Origin of the sequence: Blautia sp. AF14-40 (assembly GCF_003479665.1) — a bacterium.
In the GTDB taxonomy this organism is placed as follows: Bacteria; Bacillota; Clostridia; order Lachnospirales; family Lachnospiraceae; genus Fusicatenibacter; species Fusicatenibacter saccharivorans.
Genome location: NZ_QUHK01000006.1, coordinates 1 through 18,837, shown reverse-complemented (window position 1 = coordinate 18,837; position 18,837 = coordinate 1). Strand labels below are relative to the sequence as shown.

Below are 18,837 nucleotides of genomic sequence, written 5' to 3'. Positions count from 1 at the left end.
GCATCAGTTCCCTCTTGACATTTTTTCATTTCCTGCTATACTTATCAAAAGTAATTACTAAAGATAACTAATTTTTAAACAGAAAGGAACCTTTTCCATGACACAGGAAAAATTAAAGCAGTTCCTGGATGCGTGTTTTGATGCAAAGCGTCTGATCGAGAAGCTCCCGGACCTGCCGGACGGTATGAAGCCGCGGCAGGTGCATGTGCTGGATGCGGTGAATGAGATTCAGAAAAAGCAGGGCTTCTGCCGCGTCAGCGACATCAGCAGCTATATGAACACAACGCTGCCGAGCATCACCAAGCTGGTGCAGGAACTGGAGGAGAGAAATCTTCTCGTGAAACAGGCGGATGAAAAAGATAAGCGCGTGATCAACCTGACACTGACCGAAGAGGGAAAAGAGTTTGTGGAACTCCGCGTGACGCACTTTCACGGGGAATGGGCATCCCGCCTGCCAGATCTGGACGACGCGGTGGTGGACGAATTTGTGCATGCAATCACACGGATGCAGGAAACGATGCCGGGAATAAAAGGAGTGAAAAACAATGGCAAAAGAAAATAAGAAAGAAGTATCGTTTGTAGAGGGACCGATTTTCCAATCCCTGATCCGCTTTGCGCTGCCGGTGCTCGGCGCGCTGATTCTGCAGGCGGCTTACGGTGCGGTCGACCTTCTCGTGGTCGGCTGGTTCGGCGATGCGTCGAGTATTTCCGCTGTCGGAACCGGAAGCAACTTCATGCAGATGGTAACACTTATCATCACCAGCCTTGCGATGGGTTCGACCGTTATGATCGGCCAGCACATCGGCGAGGGCAAGCCGGATAAGGCCGGCAAAACCGTGGGAACCTCGATTGTTCTGTTCGCCATCATCGGTGTCGTCATGACGGTGATTCTGGAGCTGTTCGCAGGCCCGATCGCCAATATTTTACAGGTCCCGGCGGAGTCTTTTGACAAAACCGTCCTCTACCTGCGGATCTGTTCCGGCGGTATTCTGATCATCATCGCGTACAACGTCATCAGCAGCGTGCTTCGCGGAATCGGTAATGCAAATCTGCCGCTTTTATTCGTCGGCATCGCCTGCGCAGCCAATATTGCCGGAGATCTGTTCTTCGTCGGTGCGCTGAAACTGGACGTTGCGGGAGCAGCGCTTGCGACGGTTCTGGCGCAGCTTATTTCTGTCATCGCTTCCATGGGTGTGTTGAAAAAAGGCAATCTGCCGATTGAATTCAAAAAAGAAGACTGCCGCATCGACCGCGACGAGCTGAAGAAAGTCCTGAACGTCGGTGTGCCGATCGCGCTGCAGGAGACGACCGTACAGATTTCCTTCCTTGTGATCAACTCGATCATCAACGGCATGGGCCTGATGCCGTCCGCCGGATACGGTGTGGCGCAGAAGCTGACCTCATTCATCATGCTGATCCCGTCCTCTGTGATGCAGTCTGTGTCAGCATTCGTGGCACAGAACACCGGAGCCGGAAAGAAAGACCGCGCGTGGAAGGGCTTCCTCACCGCAATCGCAACGGGCTGCTCTCTTGGAGTTGTGATTTTCTGCATCGGTTTCTTCGGTGGAAGTGTCATCTCCAGAATCTTCACGAGCGATCCGGCCGTTATCGAGCAGAGCGCCGCTTACCTGCGCGGTTTCGCACCGGAATGTATTCTGACCTGTGTGCTGTTCAGCAGCATCGGATACTTCAACGGCCGCGGCATCAGCATCCCGGTTATGATCCAGGGAATCACCTCCGCCTGCCTGATCCGTATTCCGCTGGCGCTGTTCTTCTCACACCTGCCGAATACGAACCTGACCTTTGTCGGCATGTCCACCCCGATCACAACCGTATACGGCATCTGCTTTTTCATGATCTGCTTTGCACGGTTAAAGAAAAAAGGGCAGATGTAATTGAATCAAACATAACAGAACTGCCTGGGAAACGGCACGGAGCGATCCGCCGTCTCCCAGGCAGTTTTTGGTATTGTTTGTCCGGAACTTTTTTGATACAATACAGACAGAAAGAGCGGAACCCTGTTCAGAAGGGACAGAACAGACGGAAAGGGGAAGAGGAGTGGATAACAGAGAAATCATCAATGAGACACTGGTCCATCTGTTTCACGAGATACAAAAACTGGAAGAAGAGGCGATCATCACCGAGGATTTCAAGGATCTGACGAACAACGATATGCACATCATAGAAGCCGTCGGCCTGGAGGGCGGCAATATGTCATCGATCGCGGCAAAGCTCGACATCACGGTCGGATCGCTGACAACGTCGATGAACAGTCTGGTGAAAAAAGGCTACACCGAGCGGGAGCGCAGCGAGAAGGACCGCCGGATCGTCTACATCCACCTGACCGGAAAGGGACGGCAGGCATTCCATCATCATGCAAAATTTCACGAGCAGATGACGGATGCCGTGATGGCGGAACTCGGAGAAGAGGAAGTGCAGGTGCTCGGGAAAACGCTGAAAGCGCTGACGGACTTCTTTCGGTCGTATAAAAAATAGAAACAAAAAGGCTTTTGCAGCCGGGACAGAATCAGAAAAATCTGTCCAGTATGCAAAAGCCTTTTTCGCATGGAAACGCATAGAAAAATGCTATTTTTCTACGCCGTTCTTCTCACAGATATCCGCGAGCACACACCGTTCACAGTGCGGTGTCGTCCGCGCAGTACAGACCTCGCGTCCGTGCTCCACAAACCGGTGGCAGAGCGAGCTTCCTTCTTCCGGCGGCACAATTTTCCAGAGTGCCATCTCCACCTTCTTCGGATCCTTGCAGTCATGCACGAGCCCGATGCGGTTGCACAGCCGGATGCAGTGCGTATCCGTCACAATCGCAGGCTTTTTGAATACATCGCCCATAATCAGGTTCGCACTTTTCCGTCCCACGCCCGGGAGCTTCAAAAGTGCGTTAAAGTCATCCGGCACCTGGCTGTGGTACTCGTCGCGCAGCATGCGCATGCAGGCGTTAATGTCGCGTGCCTTGCTCTTTCCAAGACCGCACGGCCGCACAATTTCCTCGATTTCCTCCGGTGTCGCGTTTGCCAGCGCATCGATATCAGGATACTTTGCGTAGAGATCCTCCACCACAACATTGACCCGCGCATCGGTGCACTGTGCGGCCAGGCGGACACTGACGAGCAGCTTCCACGCCTGGTCATAGTCAAGCGTACAGTCGGCGTCAGGATATTCTTGTTTCAAACGTTCAATGACGGCAAGCGCCAGTTCTTCTTTTGTCATCGTGTTAAACTCCCATTCTCAAAGATATTAAAACAGCGAAAGCTATCAGGATCCTTTCTCGCGTGCTGCCTTCCGAAGCTGCAGCGGCGTCGTGTGAAACCGCTCGCGGAAGAGGCGGTGAAACAGCTTATCGTTTGTAAAACCATGCTTTTCCGCGAGCGTGCCGACCGGCAGATCCGTGGCGATCAGGTCGCGGTAGATGCGGGAAAGACGGTAGGAATTCAGATATTCCAGATACGTCGTTTCCATGTTCTGGCGGAAGAACCGGCAGAAATATTCCGGCTGCAGCGAGACAACATCGGCAGCCTCCTTCAGCGTAATCGGCCGCTGGTAATTTTCCTGCGTGTACGTCAGAATCGTATCGAGCCGTGTCTGCGTCCGGGAGCTCATCGGGTGGTGCGCAAGCGGGCTCTTCTCGGAAAATTTCGTGTAGAGCAGATCGAGAAACGTAAAAAGCTCCCGCTGGAACGTCAGCAGATAGCCGTCGGGCATTTCCTCATGAAGCTGCATCATCGAAAGCAGAAGACGCCGGAACTGGCTGATATTTTTCTGCACTTCCGGATTCGTACTGTCGTAGTCAATCGAGAACCAGAGCTGTGACGGATCAGGCAGATAGTTCGCAAGGAACGCATCCGGAATCTGCATCAGAATCGAGCGGTTTCCCGTGGACGGACAGCGCGCCGTGTGGATACGCCCGGAATTGATCAGCAGAAATTGACCCGGAAGGACGGTCTTGGTGCGGTCCGAGAGCGTGACAATGGAGGAACCCTCCAGAATATAAATAATTTCCAGCGCGTCGTGCCAGTGCGGCGGCGAAAAACTGCCGAAATCGTCGGTTACACGAAATTCGATGCTGCGGTTCGGCTGCAGCGTGATGTGTTCCTGGCGTGTCTGGCGCGGCAGATGATCTTTGCGTGGCATAAAAAACTCCTTTTTTGTTCAACTTAGTGTATCACTATCTTATCACGAAACCCCCGAATTGGGTATAGCAATTTTTGCATGAAGTTGTTATAATAAATGAACACAAAGCCACGTCACATACGGCTTCGTGCAAACTCAATCTAAAGAAAAGTGAAGGAAGAAAACGTATGTATCAAGTATGGAGTAACTTTTTAAATCCCGGCCAGATCGCCATGCTGGGAATCGTGGTCACCTTTCTGCTGACCTTTCTGGCGTTAAAGCATCCATTTTCCTTTCTGCCGAGCGATCACGGCAGAGAATTTGCCGTAAACGGCGGCCTCTCCCGCGGAAAACTGCGCGGCGTCGGCCTTGTGATCGTCATCTGTTTCCTGATCGGAAGCGTATTGTTCCTGCCTCTTGGCGCCGAGTATGTGATCTACGCGATCCTGCTCGTCTGCATCATGCTGAGCGGCTACCTCGATGATGCATCCGAAACCCCGTGGAGCGATTACAAAAAAGGCGCGATTGACCTCGTCATCTCCATTGTGACCGTCATCACCTTTGTGAATTACAATTCCACCACGATCTACTTCGGAAGCATGTCCCTTACCATTCCGAAAGTGGTCTACATAATCCTCGGCATCATCCTGATCTGGATTTCGATCAACGTTACAAACTGTTCCGACGGTGTCGACGGACTCTGCGCGAGCCTTTCCTGCGTGGTTATCTTCGCGTTCAGTATGATTTTCCACGATGTCCTTGGAAGCTTCACCGTAGCCAATTACCTGTTCGTGGCAGCGCTTCTCGCGTACCTGTATTTCAACACCTCGCCGAGCAGCATGCTGATGGGAGACGCCGGTTCGAGAGCACTTGGCTTCTACATCGCCATCCTTGCCATGCAGTCCCGCCATCCGTTCTTATATCTGCTGATGGCAGGCGTGATGATCGTCGACGGAGGAATCGGTCTTGTCAAAGTATTTTTACTCCGTTTCCTGAAAATCGCGATCCTCAAAAATACAAGAACACCGCTGCATGACCATGTCCGCCTGAAATACAAATGGTCCGACAGTCAGGTTGTGATCCGCTTTGTGATCCTGCAGATCCTGCTGGCCGTCATTGCGTATCTGATTGCAGCATAAGAAAAAACAGAAGAGAAACGGGAGTGTGTCTTTTGCAGACGTCTGCGGGGCACACTCCCGTTTTGCATCCCAGCCCCCGAATACACCAAAAAGATAGAAAAAGATAATATCGCCGTATTTTTTCACAGAATCCGCCCTGTTTTCGAAAGCAAGAGTGTGGTAGTATAAAATTACCAAAAAACGTCAGCCTGAAACAATAATTCTGTAAAGATTGATGAAAAGAAAGTGCTTTCGGCTATCTGTTTCAGGCTCATCCAATCAGGAGGTAATGAAAAAATGAAATTCACAGAAGGTTACTGGCTTCCGAGTGAAAAAGCAAATGCATCCCATGCAATGCAGGCTTATGAAGTAGAGCAGATCCCAGGCGGTATGCGTATCCTGGCTACCACCCGCCCGATCGAGCACAGAGGTATGACCCTGAACCTGCCGACCATCACCGTTGAGTTCGTGGCACACACACCGGATACCATCTCCATGGAAGCATGGCACTATGAAGCATACGACAACAAAGTTCCGTCCTTCGACAAAACAGAGAGCGTATATGAGGACGTAACCGTTACCATCAACGACGATGAGGCAGTTCTCGACACCGGAAGCGTACTGGTACGCGTACAGAGAAAAGGAATCTTCGCTTACACCTTCGAGGCAGACGGAAAAGTCCTGACCGGAAGCGGATTCCGCAACCTTTCCTATATCAGATGGGATCGCAAGCAGAGCACCATGCTGCCGGCACCGAACTACATGACCGAACAATATCAGCCATACATGGTAAGTGAGCTGTCCCTTGGCGTAGGTGAGTGCGTATACGGCCTTGGCGAGAGATTCACCCCATTCGTGAAAAACGGACAGGTTGTAGACACCTGGAACGAGGACGGCGGTACTGCATCCGAGATCGGATACAAATGCGTACCATTCTATATGACAAACAACGGCTACGGTATTCTCGTTGACAGCACCGACAACGTTTCCTTCGAAGTAGCAAGCGAAAAAGTTGAGTATGTCGGCTTCTCCGTACCGGGCGAGAGAATTAAATATTATCTGTTCCACGGCCCGTCACCGAAGAAGATCATGAACGAGTACACCGCACTGACCGGACGTCCGGCACTTCCTCCGGCATGGTCCTTTGGTCTGTGGCTGTCCACATCCTTCACCACCAACTACGACGAAGAGACCACCACATCCTTCATCGAGGGAATGGAAAAGAGAAATATTCCGCTCAGCGTTTTCCATTTCGACTGCTTCTGGATGCATGAATTCCACTGGTGCGATTTCGAGTGGGATAAGAAATGCTTCCCGGACATCCGTGCAACCTTAAAGAAATATCATGACAAAGGCCTGCACATCTGCGCATGGATCAACCCGTACATCGCACAGGGAACCGCGTTCTTTAAAGAGGGTGCAGCAAACGGCTATCTCCTTCAGAGAGCAGACGGCAGAGGCGTATGGCAGACCGACAACTGGCAGGCTGGTATGGGTCTGGTAGATTTCACCAACCCGGATGCCGTAAAATGGTACACAGACAAACTGAAAACCGTTCTGGACTGCGGCGTAGACTGCTTTAAGACCGACTTCGGCGAGAGAATCCCGGTTGACGTTGTTTACCACGACGGAAGCGATCCGCAGGCAATGCACAACTACTATACATACCTGTACAACCAGGCAGTATTCAGCCTGTTAAAAGAAGTAAAAGGTGAGAACGAGGCAGTTCTGTTTGCGAGAAGTGCAACAGCAGGAAGCCAGAAATTCCCGGTACACTGGGGCGGCGACTGCTCCGCAAACTATCCGTCCATGGCAGAAACCCTGCGCGGCGGCCTTTCCTTCGCGATGAGCGGATTCTCCTTCTGGAGCCATGATATCTCCGGCTTCGAGAGCACAGCAACACCGGATCTGTACAAGAGATGGTGCGCATTTGGACTGATGTCTACCCACAGCCGTCTGCACGGATCAGGAAGCTACCGTGTGCCGTGGCTGTTTGACGACGAAGCATGCGACGTTGTAAAATTCTTCACCAACCTGAAATGCTCTCTGATGCCGTACATCTTCCAGAAATCTGTAGAGGCACACGAGGAAGGAACCCCGGTTATGCGCCCGATGGTATTCGAGTTCATGAACGACCCGGCCGTTCCGTATCTGGATCAGCAGTACATGCTGGGTGATGCCCTTCTGGTAGCACCTGTCTTCCGTGAGGACAAGGTAGCACAGTACTATCTGCCGGAAGGCACCTGGACAGAACTTCTGACCGGCGAGACAAAAGAAGGCGGCAGATGGTTCCAGGGAACCTATGACTACTTCTCCATGCCGCTGTATGTAAGAGAAAACAGCATCGTAGTCAGAGGAAACTGCGACACCAAACCGGATTATGACTACGCGGACCATGCAAACGTATGCGTATATCAGTTAAAAGACGCAGCTGAGACAAAGGTTTCGGATATCCACGGAAACACCGTATTCACCGTGAAAGCAGTCAAAGACGGCGATGCAGTGAAAGTATCCGTAGAAGGCGCACATACCGAACTGAAAGTAGAAGTATTCGTCGGAAACGAGAAGAAAGAGGCTGTACTCGCAGCAGATGCGAGCGAAGTTGTTGTTGCATAAAGACAGCGGAACGACATAAAGAAATAAAGAAATCCCGGGGCCGGAGGTGCTCCGGGATTTTTGATGGCTTGACAGAAAAAACAAACCTGGGGTAAAATAAAAAAGCAGTACAGAGAGGCGCGCGCACCGTGGATTTCCTGTGCTGTTTTTTCGTTTTATCCATTCATTATAAAGAAAAGGGGAGGTTTTCACCATGAACAATTTAGTCGATCTCTTAGACCAATTACAAAAAGAAGCCAAAGCAGACCCGGCCCTTCGAGAAGCACTCCTGCAGACCCGGAACGATCCAAACCCGATCCGCGCCTTCTGCACCATCTGCCGCGCCCGTGGCTATGCAATCTACGAAATGGATCTCGCCATGGCCGGTGAAGAATTCTACGCCGAAATCAAACGCAGCACCAACGGCGGCGGCGAAAACTCCCCGGCGCTTGAAGGGGAAGATGATTTTTATGAATTGTTTCTGGCGGCGCTGGAGAGCGGAAAATAAAACAAAAAATGCAGGAAAGAAGGGGAAAACAACATCTTTCCTGCATTTTTTGAGAAAATTAAAGATCTAACAGCTCTGAAATCTCCGCAAAATTGATAAACAAATCATCGTAAATATTAACCTTGATCACAGAATCAAACGAATACTGTACACTGACCAGATCCTCTTCGAAATAGTTCACAGTAACAAGTTTCCTTTTCGGGTCTACGATCCAGTATTCTCGGACGCCATACGTTTTGTAATAATAAAGCTTTCGAATATAATCGTCCGAAGAAGTGCTTGGCGAAACGATTTCGATGATGAAATCCGGCGCACCATTGCAGCGTTTTTGGTCCAGCTTATCTTTGTCGCAGATGATCATAATATCAGGCTGAACCATAGTCAGCGGTTGATCCGCCAGTTTCACATCAAAAGGAGCAGTAAAAACACTGCAGGGCCCCTTTTTGCGGAGAATATAGTTATTGATTACTGTGGAAAGCTGCATAGACAACGCCTGATGCGTCTGCGACGGGCTCGCCATATCGTAGACAGCGCCGTCGAAAACTTCAACACGCTGTTCCGCAGGAAGTAATTCGTATTGTTCCAGAGTGAGTTTTTCAACCTGGGACTGTAAAACAGGAGTCATAAAACACACTTCCTTTCTAAATCGGTTCTGAGCGTTCCAACGTTACCGTGTTTCTTAAAATTCCTTCTTCAAATGCTCCGCAAGCAAACGGTCATAATCCCCTTCGATCTCTTCATCCCGTCCCGCATACCGAAGATTCGTCTCCACGCCGACCGGCTCCGCATCGTCAGCGTATTCCCAGATATGGTAGCGGAGACCGCGGTGCTCGAAATCGATGCTTCCGCAGTTGTCCTCCTCAATATAAGAAAAAGAGATATTTTTTTCATTCAAAACAGCCTGAATTTTTGGCATATGCATAAAACTATAATCCTCCGAATCTTTGATAACATATCTGTTATCAGTATAGGGCAATGGCGGGAAAAATTCAATCGAAAACTCCGGAAGAGCCGTATTGTTGCCTTGGTCAGAATCTACCCGGAAAAGATCAAAAAGAAATCTATCAAAAAGTGGAAAACAAAGCTATAATGGAGGATAAATGAGGCAAATATGTTTGCTATTGTGGAAAAAATCAGACAACAGATCTGCCAGTGGGGACAAAGGAGGATTTTTACGAGATGAAACTGCGAACAAGAGGAATTTCCGGAACAAGAAATCAGGCGGAGTCAGAGCGTGAGCGTGCGCACCGCGTCATTGCAAGAAAAGCAGCTGCAGAGGGCATCGTGCTGCTGGAAAACAACGGTGTTCTGCCGCTGAAAAAAGGAAGTAAAGTGGCACTGTACGGGGGCGGCGCCCGCCACACCATCAAAGGCGGCACGGGCTCCGGCTCCGTGAATAACCGAAGCAACGTGAGCATCGACGAAGGCCTGCGAAATACCGGCTTTACCGTCACAACCGATGCATGGCTTGACGCATACGATGCTGCGTACGAGAAAAGCTATGAGGAATGGAAAGATTACATCTATGAAATTTCCGAGCCGGGCAATTTCGATTCCCTCTACCGTGCACATGCCAGCCATCCGATGCAGATGCCAAAGGGCAGCGCCATCACAAAAACGGAAGCGGCAGATGCCATTTACGTGATCAGCCGCGTTTCCGGCGAGGGCGCAGACCGAAAGGCAGAGCCGGGAGACTATTACCTGTCGGAACAGGAAGAGGAAGAACTGAAAGCCATCACAGAGTGCTATGACAACACAATTGTTGTTTTAAACGTCGGCGGTGTGATGGATGTCTCCTTCCTGGAAAAATACAACATCGCCGCACTGGTCATGCTCTCTCAGGCAGGCATGGAGGGCGGCAATGCGCTGGCCGATGTTTTATCCGGTGCCGTCACCCCAAGCGGAAAGCTGACCGACACCTGGGGCTGCCGCTACGAGGATTACCCGTCCAGCGCGACATTCAGCCATAACAACGGAAACATCATCGAAGAAAAATATTACGAAGGCATTTACGTCGGCTATCGTTATTTCGACAGCTTTGAAGTGGAACCGCGCTATCCGTTCGGATATGGAATGTCCTACACGACCTTTGATGTAACAACAGAAAATGCAGCGTGGAAGCCGGATGCAGAGCCAAAAACAATCACAGTAACCGTAAAAGTAACAAACACCGGCTCCTGTGCCGGAAAAGAGGTGGTACAGGTTTACGCCGCCTGCCCGTCCGGAAAACTGAAAAAAGAGCGGAAACGTCTGGTGGCTTTTGGAAAAACAGCGCTGCTGCAGCCGGGAGAATCCGAGACACTGCACCTTAAGGTACCAACTGTCCTGCTGGAATCCTACCGGACAGGCAAAGCCGTATACTGTATGGAGGCCGGAGACTATGATTTTCTGGTCGGAACCTCAAGCCGGGATGTAACCCTGGCTGCGAGACTGACACTTGATAAAACCGTGGAAACCGAGCATCTGACCAACATCTGCCCGCTGCTCGACGCATTAAAGGAAATTCAGCCGGAAGAGGAAAAAGAGGAGCGCTGGAGAGCAGAACGGGAGCAGATGTGGGAAGAAAAGAAAGCAGAAATCCCGCTGCTGTTCCTGGACGAAAAAGGTCTGATCCGCGATGGAAAGAGTGCCGAAGAAATGTATAAAATTCTGAAATTCGGAGAAACAAACGCAGCGGAAGCAACGGAATGCGATGCCAACGGCTGTGAATTTGAAGCAGAAGCAACAGAAGCGAAAGAGGATGCCGGAAACTGCAGATGTGGAGCAGAACAGCCAAAATGGGAAGAAAGACGGCGCCTGGCAAAAGAAAAAGCCGCCGAACTTGTTCAGAAGCTGACACCGGAAGAAAAAACGGCACTTGTCTGCGGCCGCAGCAGCAGCGGAAGCAAAGAAATCATCGGAGCCGCTGCCGTTACCGTGCCGGGTGCAGCCGGGGAGACAACCGCCTCCTTGCTGGAAAAATACGGTGTTGCCAATGTCATTCTGGCTGACGGCCCGGCAGGCATCCGCATCACCTCACATTATCAGAAAAATCCGTCGGACGGCAGTGTTTACAAAATGAACAGGTACCAGCGTCTCAAGAACCGTATTTTCGGAACCGAATTCCTCCACGACGACGGAGAAGATTACTATCAGTACTGCAGTGCGATCCCGGTCGGAACGCTTCTGGCGCAGACGTTCGATGCGGCGCTTCTCGAGGAAGTGGGACGCATGATCGGCACAGAGCTGGAGGAGTTCGGCGTGACCCTCTGGCTTGCTCCGGGCATGAATATCCACCGCAATCCGCTCTGCGGCCGCAACTTCGAATACTATTCCGAGGATCCGCTCGTCAGCGGAAAAATGGCGGCAGCCCTCACAAGAGGCGTCCAGAGCCGGTACGGGGTCGGAACGACCATTAAGCATTACGCCTGCAACAATCAGGAAGAAAACCGCCGCGGCGTATCGAGCATCGTCTCCGAGCGCGCCCTGCGTGAGATTTACCTGAAGGGCTTCGAAATTGCAATCAAAGAATCCCAGCCAAAGGCGATCATGACCTCCTACAACAAGGTAAACGGTGTCCACACCGCCAACAGCTACGATCTGTGCACGACCGCTGCAAGAAAGGAATGGGGCTTTGCGGGCATCATCATGACCGACTGGACCACAACAAACGCTGATGGAGGCTCCTCCGCCGCAAAATGCATCGCCGCCGGAAACGACCTTGTCATGCCGGGAACCGACAGCGACCGCCGTGAAATCCTGGATGCGCTGACGGCCGAGCATGACCAGTATCTCGAGGAAAAAGACCTGACCGCCTGCGCCGAAAGAATGCTGGAAATGATCTTTTCCTCCAACTTATATGAATAATGAGACTGTATCAGGGATAAAATAAGTTAGGCAATTTCACGATTGAAATTTCCCATAACATGTATTAGAATATAAATGATATCAATAAATACGAGGACGTGAAAAGAATGTCAGGATTAAGCAACACACAATATTTTAAAGTAAAAACAGAGCCGGAGATTCAGGTAAAAGAAGTGCTCGAAACCGTTTACAACGCCATGGTAGAAAAAGGGTATAATCCAGTCAACCAGATCGTAGGATATATCATGTCAGGCGACCCGACCTATATCACAAGCTTCAAGGGCGCCAGAAGTCTGATCATGAAAGTTGAGCGTGATGAACTGGTAGAGGAACTGTTAAAAGAGTACATCAAAAATGAATCCTGGAAGTGAGCGTAACTACTTATGAGAATAATGGGATTAGATTACGGCTCAAAAACAGTAGGGGTGGCGGTGAGCGACCCTCTGGGTCTTACTGCGCAGGGAATCGAAATTGTCCGCAGAAAATCGGAGACTAAGCTGCGCCAGACGCTGGCCCGGATTGAAGAGATAGCAAAAGAATACAGTGTGGAAAAGATTGTACTCGGCTTCCCGAAACACATGAACAACGACATCGGAGAGCGGGCTGAAAAATCTCTCGAGTTCAAAGAAATGCTGGAGAGACGGACAGGCCTGCCCGTTGTCATGTGGGACGAGCGGCTGACCACTGTCGAAGCAGACCGCACCATGATGGAAACCGGAATCCGCAGAGAAAACCGCAAGGAGTACGTGGATATGATTGCGGCTGTCTTTATCCTGCAGGGATATCTGGACTATCTTTCCAACCACAAAGAATCACAGGAAAACTGAACAAAGGAATATTGTATGGAAAAAATAACATTTGTAACAGATGATGGCGGCAAAGAAGAATTTTACGTGGAGGAGCAGACCAGAATCAACGGAGTCAACTACATTCTGGTATCCGATTCCCAGGATGACGAGGCAAACGCCTACATCCTGAAAGACATCTCCACAGACACCGACGCAGAGGCAGAGTATGTCATGGTAGAAGACGACACCGAGTTCGATGCCGTTTCCGGCGTATTCGCTTCCATGTTGGACGACGAGGCAGACATCACCTATTAAACAATGACATCCGAAGGATTTGAACCCAAATCCTGCAGGTGCGGGACATGCCACGCCAGCCTGGGGTGACGCTCAGGGGACGAGTGCGTGAAGCCGCACCGGTAACGGAATCGTTTCGAAAACATGCGCGGAGGTGCTATTTGAAAAAGAATAATGGAAGTAAATTAAAAATTATACCGCTTGGCGGTCTGGAACAGATCGGTATGAACATCACCGTTTTCGAGTATGAGGACAGTATCATCGTCGTAGACTGCGGACTTGCATTCCCGGAAGACGACATGCTCGGTATCGACCTGGTCATCCCGGATGTAACGTATCTGAAAGAGAACATCGACAAAGTCAAAGGCTTCGTCATCACCCATGGCCACGAGGACCACATCGGTGCGCTGCCGTACATCTTAAAAGAAGTCAACGTGCCGGTCTACGCCACCAAACTGACCATCGGCCTGATCGAAAACAAATTAAAGGAGCACAACCTGCTCCGTACCACAAAACGGAAAATCATCAAACACGGACAGTCCATCAATCTGGGCGCATTCCGCATCGAGTTTATCAAAACAAACCATAGTATTGCAGATGCAGCAGCACTGGCCATCTACTCCCCGGCGGGCATCATCGTCCACACCGGAGACTTCAAAGTCGACTACACACCAGTCTTTGGTGATGTCATCGACCTGCAGAGATTCGCCGAGATCGGAAAGAAAGGCGTTCTGGCACTGATGTGCGACAGTACAAACGCAGAGCGTCCTGGCTTTACCATGTCCGAGCGGACCGTAGGAAAGACAATCGACAGCCTGTTTGCCGAGCATCAGAATTCCCGCATCATCATCGCAACCTTCGCATCGAACGTTGACCGTGTGCAGCAGATCATCAACTCCGCTTACAAATACGGCCGTAAAGTTGTCATCGAAGGCCGCAGCATGGTCAACATCATCTCCATCGCGCAGGAGCTGGGCTACATCAATATCCCGGAAAACACCCTGATCGATGTCGAGCAGATGAAAAACTACACCGGCGAGCAGCTTGTCCTGATCACCACCGGAAGCCAGGGCGAGTCCATGGCAGCGCTGTCCCGTATGGCGGCACACCTGCACAAAAAGATCTCGATCCTGCCGGGTGACACCGTGATCTTCAGCTCTCACCCGATCCCGGGAAATGAGAAAGCCGTTTCGAACGTCATCAACGAACTGTCCGCACAGGGCGCAAACGTTGTATTCCAGGACGTTCACGTATCCGGACATGCCTGCCAGGAGGAAATCAAACTGATCTACTCCCTGGTAAAACCGAAATACGCCATTCCGGTACACGGCGAGTACCGCCACTTAAAAGCACACGCAGAAGTAGCACAGAGCCTCGGCATCCCGAAAGAGAACATTTTCCTCATGTATTCCGGCGATGTCATGGAGCTTGACGAGGACGGCGCAGCAGTGACCGGCAAAGTCCACACCGGAGCCATCATGGTAGACGGGCTCGGCGTCGGCGACGTTGGAAACATCGTTCTGCGCGACCGTCAGCATCTGTCCGAGGATGGTATCATGGTTGTGGTACTGACCCTCGAAAAGAGAACAAACCAGCTTCTGTCCGGACCGGATATCGTATCCCGCGGTTTCGTCTATGTACGGGAATCCGAGGATCTGATGGGCGAGGCAAGAGAAGTTGTAGAAGAGGCGCTGGATAGCTGCCTTTCCAAAAATATCTCCGACTGGGGCAAGATCAAATCCACGATCAAAGATGCCCTCGGCGATTATGTATGGAAGAAAACAAAGAGAAGACCGATGATCCTTCCGATCATCATGGAGGCATAAATACCATGGACAAAGTAACAGAATGTCTGGATGCGCTCATCGAAGAAATGAGGGAGAGCAGGGCATATCAGAATTACTTGTGGATGGAAGAGGAACTTGAAAAAGACCCGGACTTAAAAAGCCGGGTCGACGACTATCGAATCCGCAACTACCGACTGCAGCAGTCCGAAAACGTAGACCTTTACGATGCGGTAGATTCCCTGGAGCGGGATTCCTACGCACTACGCAAAAGCGAGAAGGCAAACGCTTATCTTGAGGCGGAGCTTGAGGTCTGTAAGATGGTACAGAAGGTGCAGGACCGTATTTCAGAAGAAATCCGCATCGGCGTACCGGAAATCTAAAACCGAAAATCAAAAGGAGAGCGCCCATGTCCGAAAAGAAAAGTGATGCCGGATACCGAGCAGCGCTGACAGGTGCGAAAGGAACCGTGCGCCTGCTCATTTACGTCTGCGTGATTCTTGTGATCATTCTGGCAGCGAAAACTTCATATCAGTTCGGACATGATGTATTTGCCGAGGAACCGGTCAGCCTGAAGGGAAAAGGAAAAGAAGTCACCGTACAGGTGCGTTCCGGCATGGAGGCGAAAGAACTTGGCGAACTCCTGAAAGACAACGGACTGATCGACGAAAGCCTTCTGGTTTTCGAAGTCCAGTACCGCCTGTCCGGCTACTACGGCGGCATCAAGGACGGTTCCTACGTGCTGAACACCGCACAGACCGTCGATGAAATGCTGGAAATCCTGGCGGGCATCAACACCGAAGGACAGCCGTCTGCGGAATAACGCACGTTTGCAAAACAAGAGGAATCTTACATGATAATAGACGAACGAATGGTAACCTACATCAATTCTCTGGACACCGGCCACACCCCGTTTCTGGAAAACCTGGAGCGGACGGCCAAACAGGACCGGGTACCGATCATTCGCCGTGAAATGCAGAGCTTTTTAAAAGTATTCTTAAAGATGAAACAGCCAAAGAGAATCCTGGAGGTAGGAACTGCCGTAGGATTCTCTGCTGTTTTCATGGCACAGTACGGCGAACCGGATGCAGAGATTACCACAATAGAAAATTACGAAAAACGCATCCCGATCGCACGGGAGAACTTCGAAAAATCCGGCTTCGCCGACCGCATCACGCTGATCCCGGGAGACGCTGCAGAAGTCTTAAAAACCCTGGACGGTCCGTACGATTTTATCTTTATGGACGCCGCTAAGGGACAGTACATCCACTTCCTGCCGGAAGTCCTGCGTGTCCTTGATAAGAACGGCGTACTGATCACCGATAACGTGCTGCAGGACGGCGACGTCATCGAATCCCGCTTCGCTGTGGAACGCCGGAACCGCACGATCCACAAACGGATGCGGGAATACTTATTTGAACTGACACACAATGAAGGGTTGCTGACATCGGTCGTGCCGCTGGGAGATGGAATCGCGATCACGATGAAAAGCCACGATACAAGAAAGGAAACAACATGAGAAAACCGGAATTACTGGTTCCAGCCAGCAGTCTGGAAGTATTAAAAGTAGCAGTGATCTTCGGCGCAGATGCCGTATATATCGGCGGAGAAGTCTTCGGACTTCGGGCGAAGGCGAAGAACTTTTCGATGGAAGATATGAAAGAAGGTGTGGAGTTTGCGCATGAGCATGGCGTAAAGGTCTATGTCACCGCGAATATTCTGGCACATAACCAGGATCTTGAGGGCGTGCGGGCTTACTTTGACGAATTGAAAGAGATTGGACCGGATGCACTCATTATTTCGGATCCGGGAGTGTATCGGATTGCGATGGAAGTGTGCCCGGAGATTGAGCGGCATATCAGTACACAGGCGAATAATACGAACTATGGGACGTATCAGTTCTGGTATGAGCAGGGAGCGAAACGTGTCGTGACGGCAAGAGAACTGTCTCTGGCGGAGATCAAAGAGATTCGGGAGCATATTCCGGAGGAGATGGAGATCGAGACGTTTATTCATGGGGCGATGTGTATTTCGTACTCGGGAAGATGTCTGCTGTCCAATTATTTTACGGGAAGAGATGCGAATCAGGGGGCTTGTACACATCCGTGCCGGTGGAAATACGCGGTTGTGGAAGAGTCCAGACCGGGGGAGTATTTGCCGGTGTATGAGAATGAGAGAGGGACGTATATCTTTAACTCGAAAGATCTTTGTATGATTGAGCATATCCCGGATTTGCTGGATGCGGGGATTGACAGTTATAAGATTGAAGGAAGAATGAAGACGGCGCTGTATGTGGCGACGGTAGCCAGGACGTATCGGAAGGCGATTGATGATTATCTGGAGAGCCCTAAGAAGTATGAGGAGAATATGGAGTGGTATCGGGATCAGATCTCGAACTGTACGTACAGGCAGTTTACTACGGGATTTTTCTATGGGAAGCCGGATCATGAGAGCCAGATTTATGATAGTAATACGTATGTGAAGGAATATACGTATCTGGGGATTGTTGGGGAGAAGAATGAAAAAAGCAGATATGCGATTGAGCAGAGGAATAAGTTTTCGGTTGGAGAAGAAATTGAAGTGATGAAACCGGATGGGGAGAATGTCTGCGTTACGGTGAAGGGGATCTGGGATGAGGAAGGGAACCAGATGGAGAGTGCGCCGCATCCGAAGCAGAAATTGTGGATTGATCTTGGCGTGGAATTGGATAGGTTTGATATTTTGAGAAGGAAAGAAATGGAATAAAGCATTAGAAAGAAAAAGAAGGTCAAAACTGCTGAAAACAGCAGAAAAGATCTTCTTTTTGCGTAATGAAATAAGAAATAATGGGGGGGGGTAAACACTTAGGAGTGTGTCATGAAAAGATCATAAAAAAATAAGAGTAAGGATTGAAATATGTTGAAATGTAACGAAAATCAGGAGCGGATATTTACAAAAAGTACAGAATAGGGTAAAATATTATAGATTGTAATTGAAAGTCAGAAGTAAATATTGGGGTAATGAAAAAGTTACAGAAATGTTTCGGAAATCATTACGTTCCATCTAATTGCGATAAAATCGCTTGTGATAAAGTTTATCAGATACGTAGAAAAGAGGAAAAGGTGCAAAAAATGGAGTATAAGAGAAAGGTTGATAAAGGACGCATTCCAACTTGCAATATTATGGGAGTTAATATTGCGGCAATTAATATGGAATGGTTAGTACAATATCTCAAAAAAAATCTTTCAGAAATAAAAGGGGACTATATCTGTGTCTCAAATGTACATACCACGGTAACCAGCTATGAAGATGCAGCGTACTGTGCAATTCAAAATGGTGGGTTAATGGCAATCCCTGATGGAGGTCCTCTTTCTACTGTTGGCCGGAAACGTGGCCATAAAAATATGGAGCGTACAACCGGTCCAAGTTTAATGGGAGAGATTTTCGAAATCTCTGCTGAGAAAGGGTATCGCCATTATTTTTTTGGCAGCAAAGAAGAAACTTTGGAAGTGTTATATCAAAAGCTTACAGAAAATTATCCGGGAATTCAGATTGCCGGAATGTACAGTCCGCCGTTTAGACCTCTGACGGAAGAGGAAGATAAAGTAGTTATAGAAAGAATTAATGAAACCAAACCGGATTTTGTATGGGTTGGACTTGGAGCACCGAAACAGGAAAAGTGGATGGCAGCTCATCAGGGGAAAATTGAGACTGTGAGAAAAAGTCTGTAAATAAGATTCTACTATGATATGCAAGGGTGGTGAGCTTACAGTTTGAGCTTTTCACCCTTGTTTTAT

At 49.8% G+C, this 18,837-nt stretch carries 20 protein-coding genes; 16 read left to right on the top strand and 4 right to left on the bottom strand.

Annotated features, from left to right (window positions below):
• The first annotated feature begins 97 nt into the window (after positions 1 to 97).
• The 3 genes from DWW13_RS06300 (at position 98) to DWW13_RS06290 (ending at position 2,496) form a co-directional block, all read left to right on the top strand.
• A complete protein-coding gene (locus DWW13_RS06300; RefSeq protein WP_022463031.1) occupies positions 98 to 562 on the top strand; it encodes a MarR family winged helix-turn-helix transcriptional regulator in 465 nt (154 codons plus the stop codon).
• Positions 546 to 1,895, top strand: coding sequence for an MATE family efflux transporter (locus tag DWW13_RS06295; RefSeq protein ID WP_022463032.1), 1,350 nt, complete (start codon positions 546 to 548; stop codon positions 1,893 to 1,895). Before DWW13_RS06300 ends, DWW13_RS06295 begins: the two co-directional genes overlap by 17 nt.
• Before the next feature lie 163 nt (positions 1,896 to 2,058).
• Positions 2,059 to 2,496, top strand: a complete 438-nt coding sequence (locus DWW13_RS06290; RefSeq protein WP_022463033.1) for a MarR family winged helix-turn-helix transcriptional regulator — start codon at positions 2,059 to 2,061, stop codon at positions 2,494 to 2,496.
• Positions 2,497 to 2,586: 90 nt separating this feature from the next.
• Here the strand turns inward: DWW13_RS06290 and DWW13_RS06285 are convergent, their stop codons facing one another.
• Both DWW13_RS06285 and DWW13_RS06280 read right to left on the bottom strand, forming a co-directional pair.
• Positions 2,587 to 3,228, bottom strand: a complete 642-nt coding sequence (locus tag DWW13_RS06285; RefSeq protein WP_022463034.1) for an endonuclease III domain-containing protein — start codon at positions 3,226 to 3,228, stop codon at positions 2,587 to 2,589.
• A gap of 45 nt (positions 3,229 to 3,273) precedes the next feature.
• Positions 3,274 to 4,149: an AraC family transcriptional regulator gene (locus DWW13_RS06280; protein WP_022463035.1), complete on the bottom strand. Its 876-nt coding sequence runs from the start codon at positions 4,147 to 4,149 to the stop codon at positions 3,274 to 3,276.
• A 167-nt stretch (positions 4,150 to 4,316) separates the two neighbouring features.
• On the opposite strand from DWW13_RS06280, the gene DWW13_RS06275 reads away from it, so the two are divergent.
• The 3 genes from DWW13_RS06275 to DWW13_RS06265 all read left to right on the top strand — a co-directional run bounded on the left by DWW13_RS06275 (position 4,317) and on the right by DWW13_RS06265 (position 8,349).
• Entirely contained in the window at positions 4,317 to 5,267 is a 951-nt protein-coding gene (locus DWW13_RS06275; protein WP_055265074.1) for a phospho-N-acetylmuramoyl-pentapeptide-transferase, read from the top strand.
• Between the two features lie 276 nt (positions 5,268 to 5,543).
• A complete protein-coding gene (yicI, locus tag DWW13_RS06270) occupies positions 5,544 to 7,862 on the top strand; it encodes an alpha-xylosidase (protein WP_118719628.1) in 2,319 nt (772 codons plus the stop codon).
• A gap of 193 nt (positions 7,863 to 8,055) precedes the next feature.
• Complete coding sequence (locus DWW13_RS06265) at positions 8,056 to 8,349, top strand: hypothetical protein (RefSeq protein ID WP_118719626.1); 294 nt, start codon at positions 8,056 to 8,058, stop codon at positions 8,347 to 8,349.
• Positions 8,350 to 8,407: 58 nt separating this feature from the next.
• Here the strand turns inward: DWW13_RS06265 and DWW13_RS06260 are convergent, their stop codons facing one another.
• Together DWW13_RS06260 and DWW13_RS06255 are read right to left on the bottom strand one after the other, a co-directional pair.
• On the bottom strand, positions 8,408 to 8,974 hold the full coding sequence (locus DWW13_RS06260; RefSeq protein ID WP_118719624.1) for a Uma2 family endonuclease: 567 nt from the start codon (positions 8,972 to 8,974) through the stop codon (positions 8,408 to 8,410).
• Between the two features lie 54 nt (positions 8,975 to 9,028).
• On the bottom strand, positions 9,029 to 9,271 hold the full coding sequence (locus DWW13_RS06255; RefSeq protein WP_118719622.1) for a kinase: 243 nt from the start codon (positions 9,269 to 9,271) through the stop codon (positions 9,029 to 9,031).
• Between the two features lie 257 nt (positions 9,272 to 9,528).
• Here DWW13_RS06255 and DWW13_RS06250 point away from each other — a divergent pair, with 257 nt between their 5' ends.
• The 10 genes from DWW13_RS06250 (at position 9,529) to DWW13_RS06205 (ending at position 18,771) form a co-directional block, all read left to right on the top strand.
• Entirely contained in the window at positions 9,529 to 12,195 is a 2,667-nt protein-coding gene (locus DWW13_RS06250) for a glycoside hydrolase family 3 protein (RefSeq protein ID WP_118719620.1), read from the top strand.
• Between the two features lie 107 nt (positions 12,196 to 12,302).
• The gene (locus tag DWW13_RS06245) at positions 12,303 to 12,566 is read left to right on the top strand and encodes an IreB family regulatory phosphoprotein (protein ID WP_022461716.1); all 264 of its coding nucleotides are present in this window, start codon (positions 12,303 to 12,305) and stop codon (positions 12,564 to 12,566) included.
• Positions 12,567 to 12,578: 12 nt separating this feature from the next.
• Positions 12,579 to 13,022 carry a Holliday junction resolvase RuvX gene (ruvX, locus tag DWW13_RS06240; protein ID WP_118719618.1) on the top strand — a complete coding sequence of 148 codons (444 nt, stop codon included), beginning with the start codon at positions 12,579 to 12,581 and terminating at the stop codon, positions 13,020 to 13,022.
• A gap of 15 nt (positions 13,023 to 13,037) precedes the next feature.
• Positions 13,038 to 13,298, top strand: coding sequence for a DUF1292 domain-containing protein (locus tag DWW13_RS06235; RefSeq protein WP_118719616.1), 261 nt, complete (start codon positions 13,038 to 13,040; stop codon positions 13,296 to 13,298).
• A 140-nt stretch (positions 13,299 to 13,438) separates the two neighbouring features.
• Positions 13,439 to 15,103, top strand: coding sequence for a ribonuclease J (locus DWW13_RS06230; RefSeq protein ID WP_118719614.1), 1,665 nt, complete (start codon positions 13,439 to 13,441; stop codon positions 15,101 to 15,103).
• Positions 15,104 to 15,108: 5 nt separating this feature from the next.
• Positions 15,109 to 15,444 carry a YlbF family regulator gene (locus tag DWW13_RS06225; protein ID WP_158579754.1) on the top strand — a complete coding sequence of 112 codons (336 nt, stop codon included), beginning with the start codon at positions 15,109 to 15,111 and terminating at the stop codon, positions 15,442 to 15,444.
• Between the two features lie 26 nt (positions 15,445 to 15,470).
• Positions 15,471 to 15,884: a solute-binding protein gene (locus tag DWW13_RS06220; RefSeq protein ID WP_118719610.1), complete on the top strand. Its 414-nt coding sequence runs from the start codon at positions 15,471 to 15,473 to the stop codon at positions 15,882 to 15,884.
• A gap of 30 nt (positions 15,885 to 15,914) precedes the next feature.
• Positions 15,915 to 16,580, top strand: coding sequence for an O-methyltransferase (locus tag DWW13_RS06215; protein WP_118719608.1), 666 nt, complete (start codon positions 15,915 to 15,917; stop codon positions 16,578 to 16,580).
• Positions 16,577 to 17,806, top strand: coding sequence for a peptidase U32 family protein (locus DWW13_RS06210; RefSeq protein WP_118719606.1), 1,230 nt, complete (start codon positions 16,577 to 16,579; stop codon positions 17,804 to 17,806). Before DWW13_RS06215 ends, DWW13_RS06210 begins: the two co-directional genes overlap by 4 nt.
• A gap of 254 nt (positions 17,807 to 18,060) precedes the next feature.
• Positions 18,061 to 18,771, top strand: coding sequence for a WecB/TagA/CpsF family glycosyltransferase (locus tag DWW13_RS06205; protein WP_226906334.1), 711 nt, complete (start codon positions 18,061 to 18,063; stop codon positions 18,769 to 18,771).
• Positions 18,772 to 18,837 lie beyond the last annotated feature (66 nt).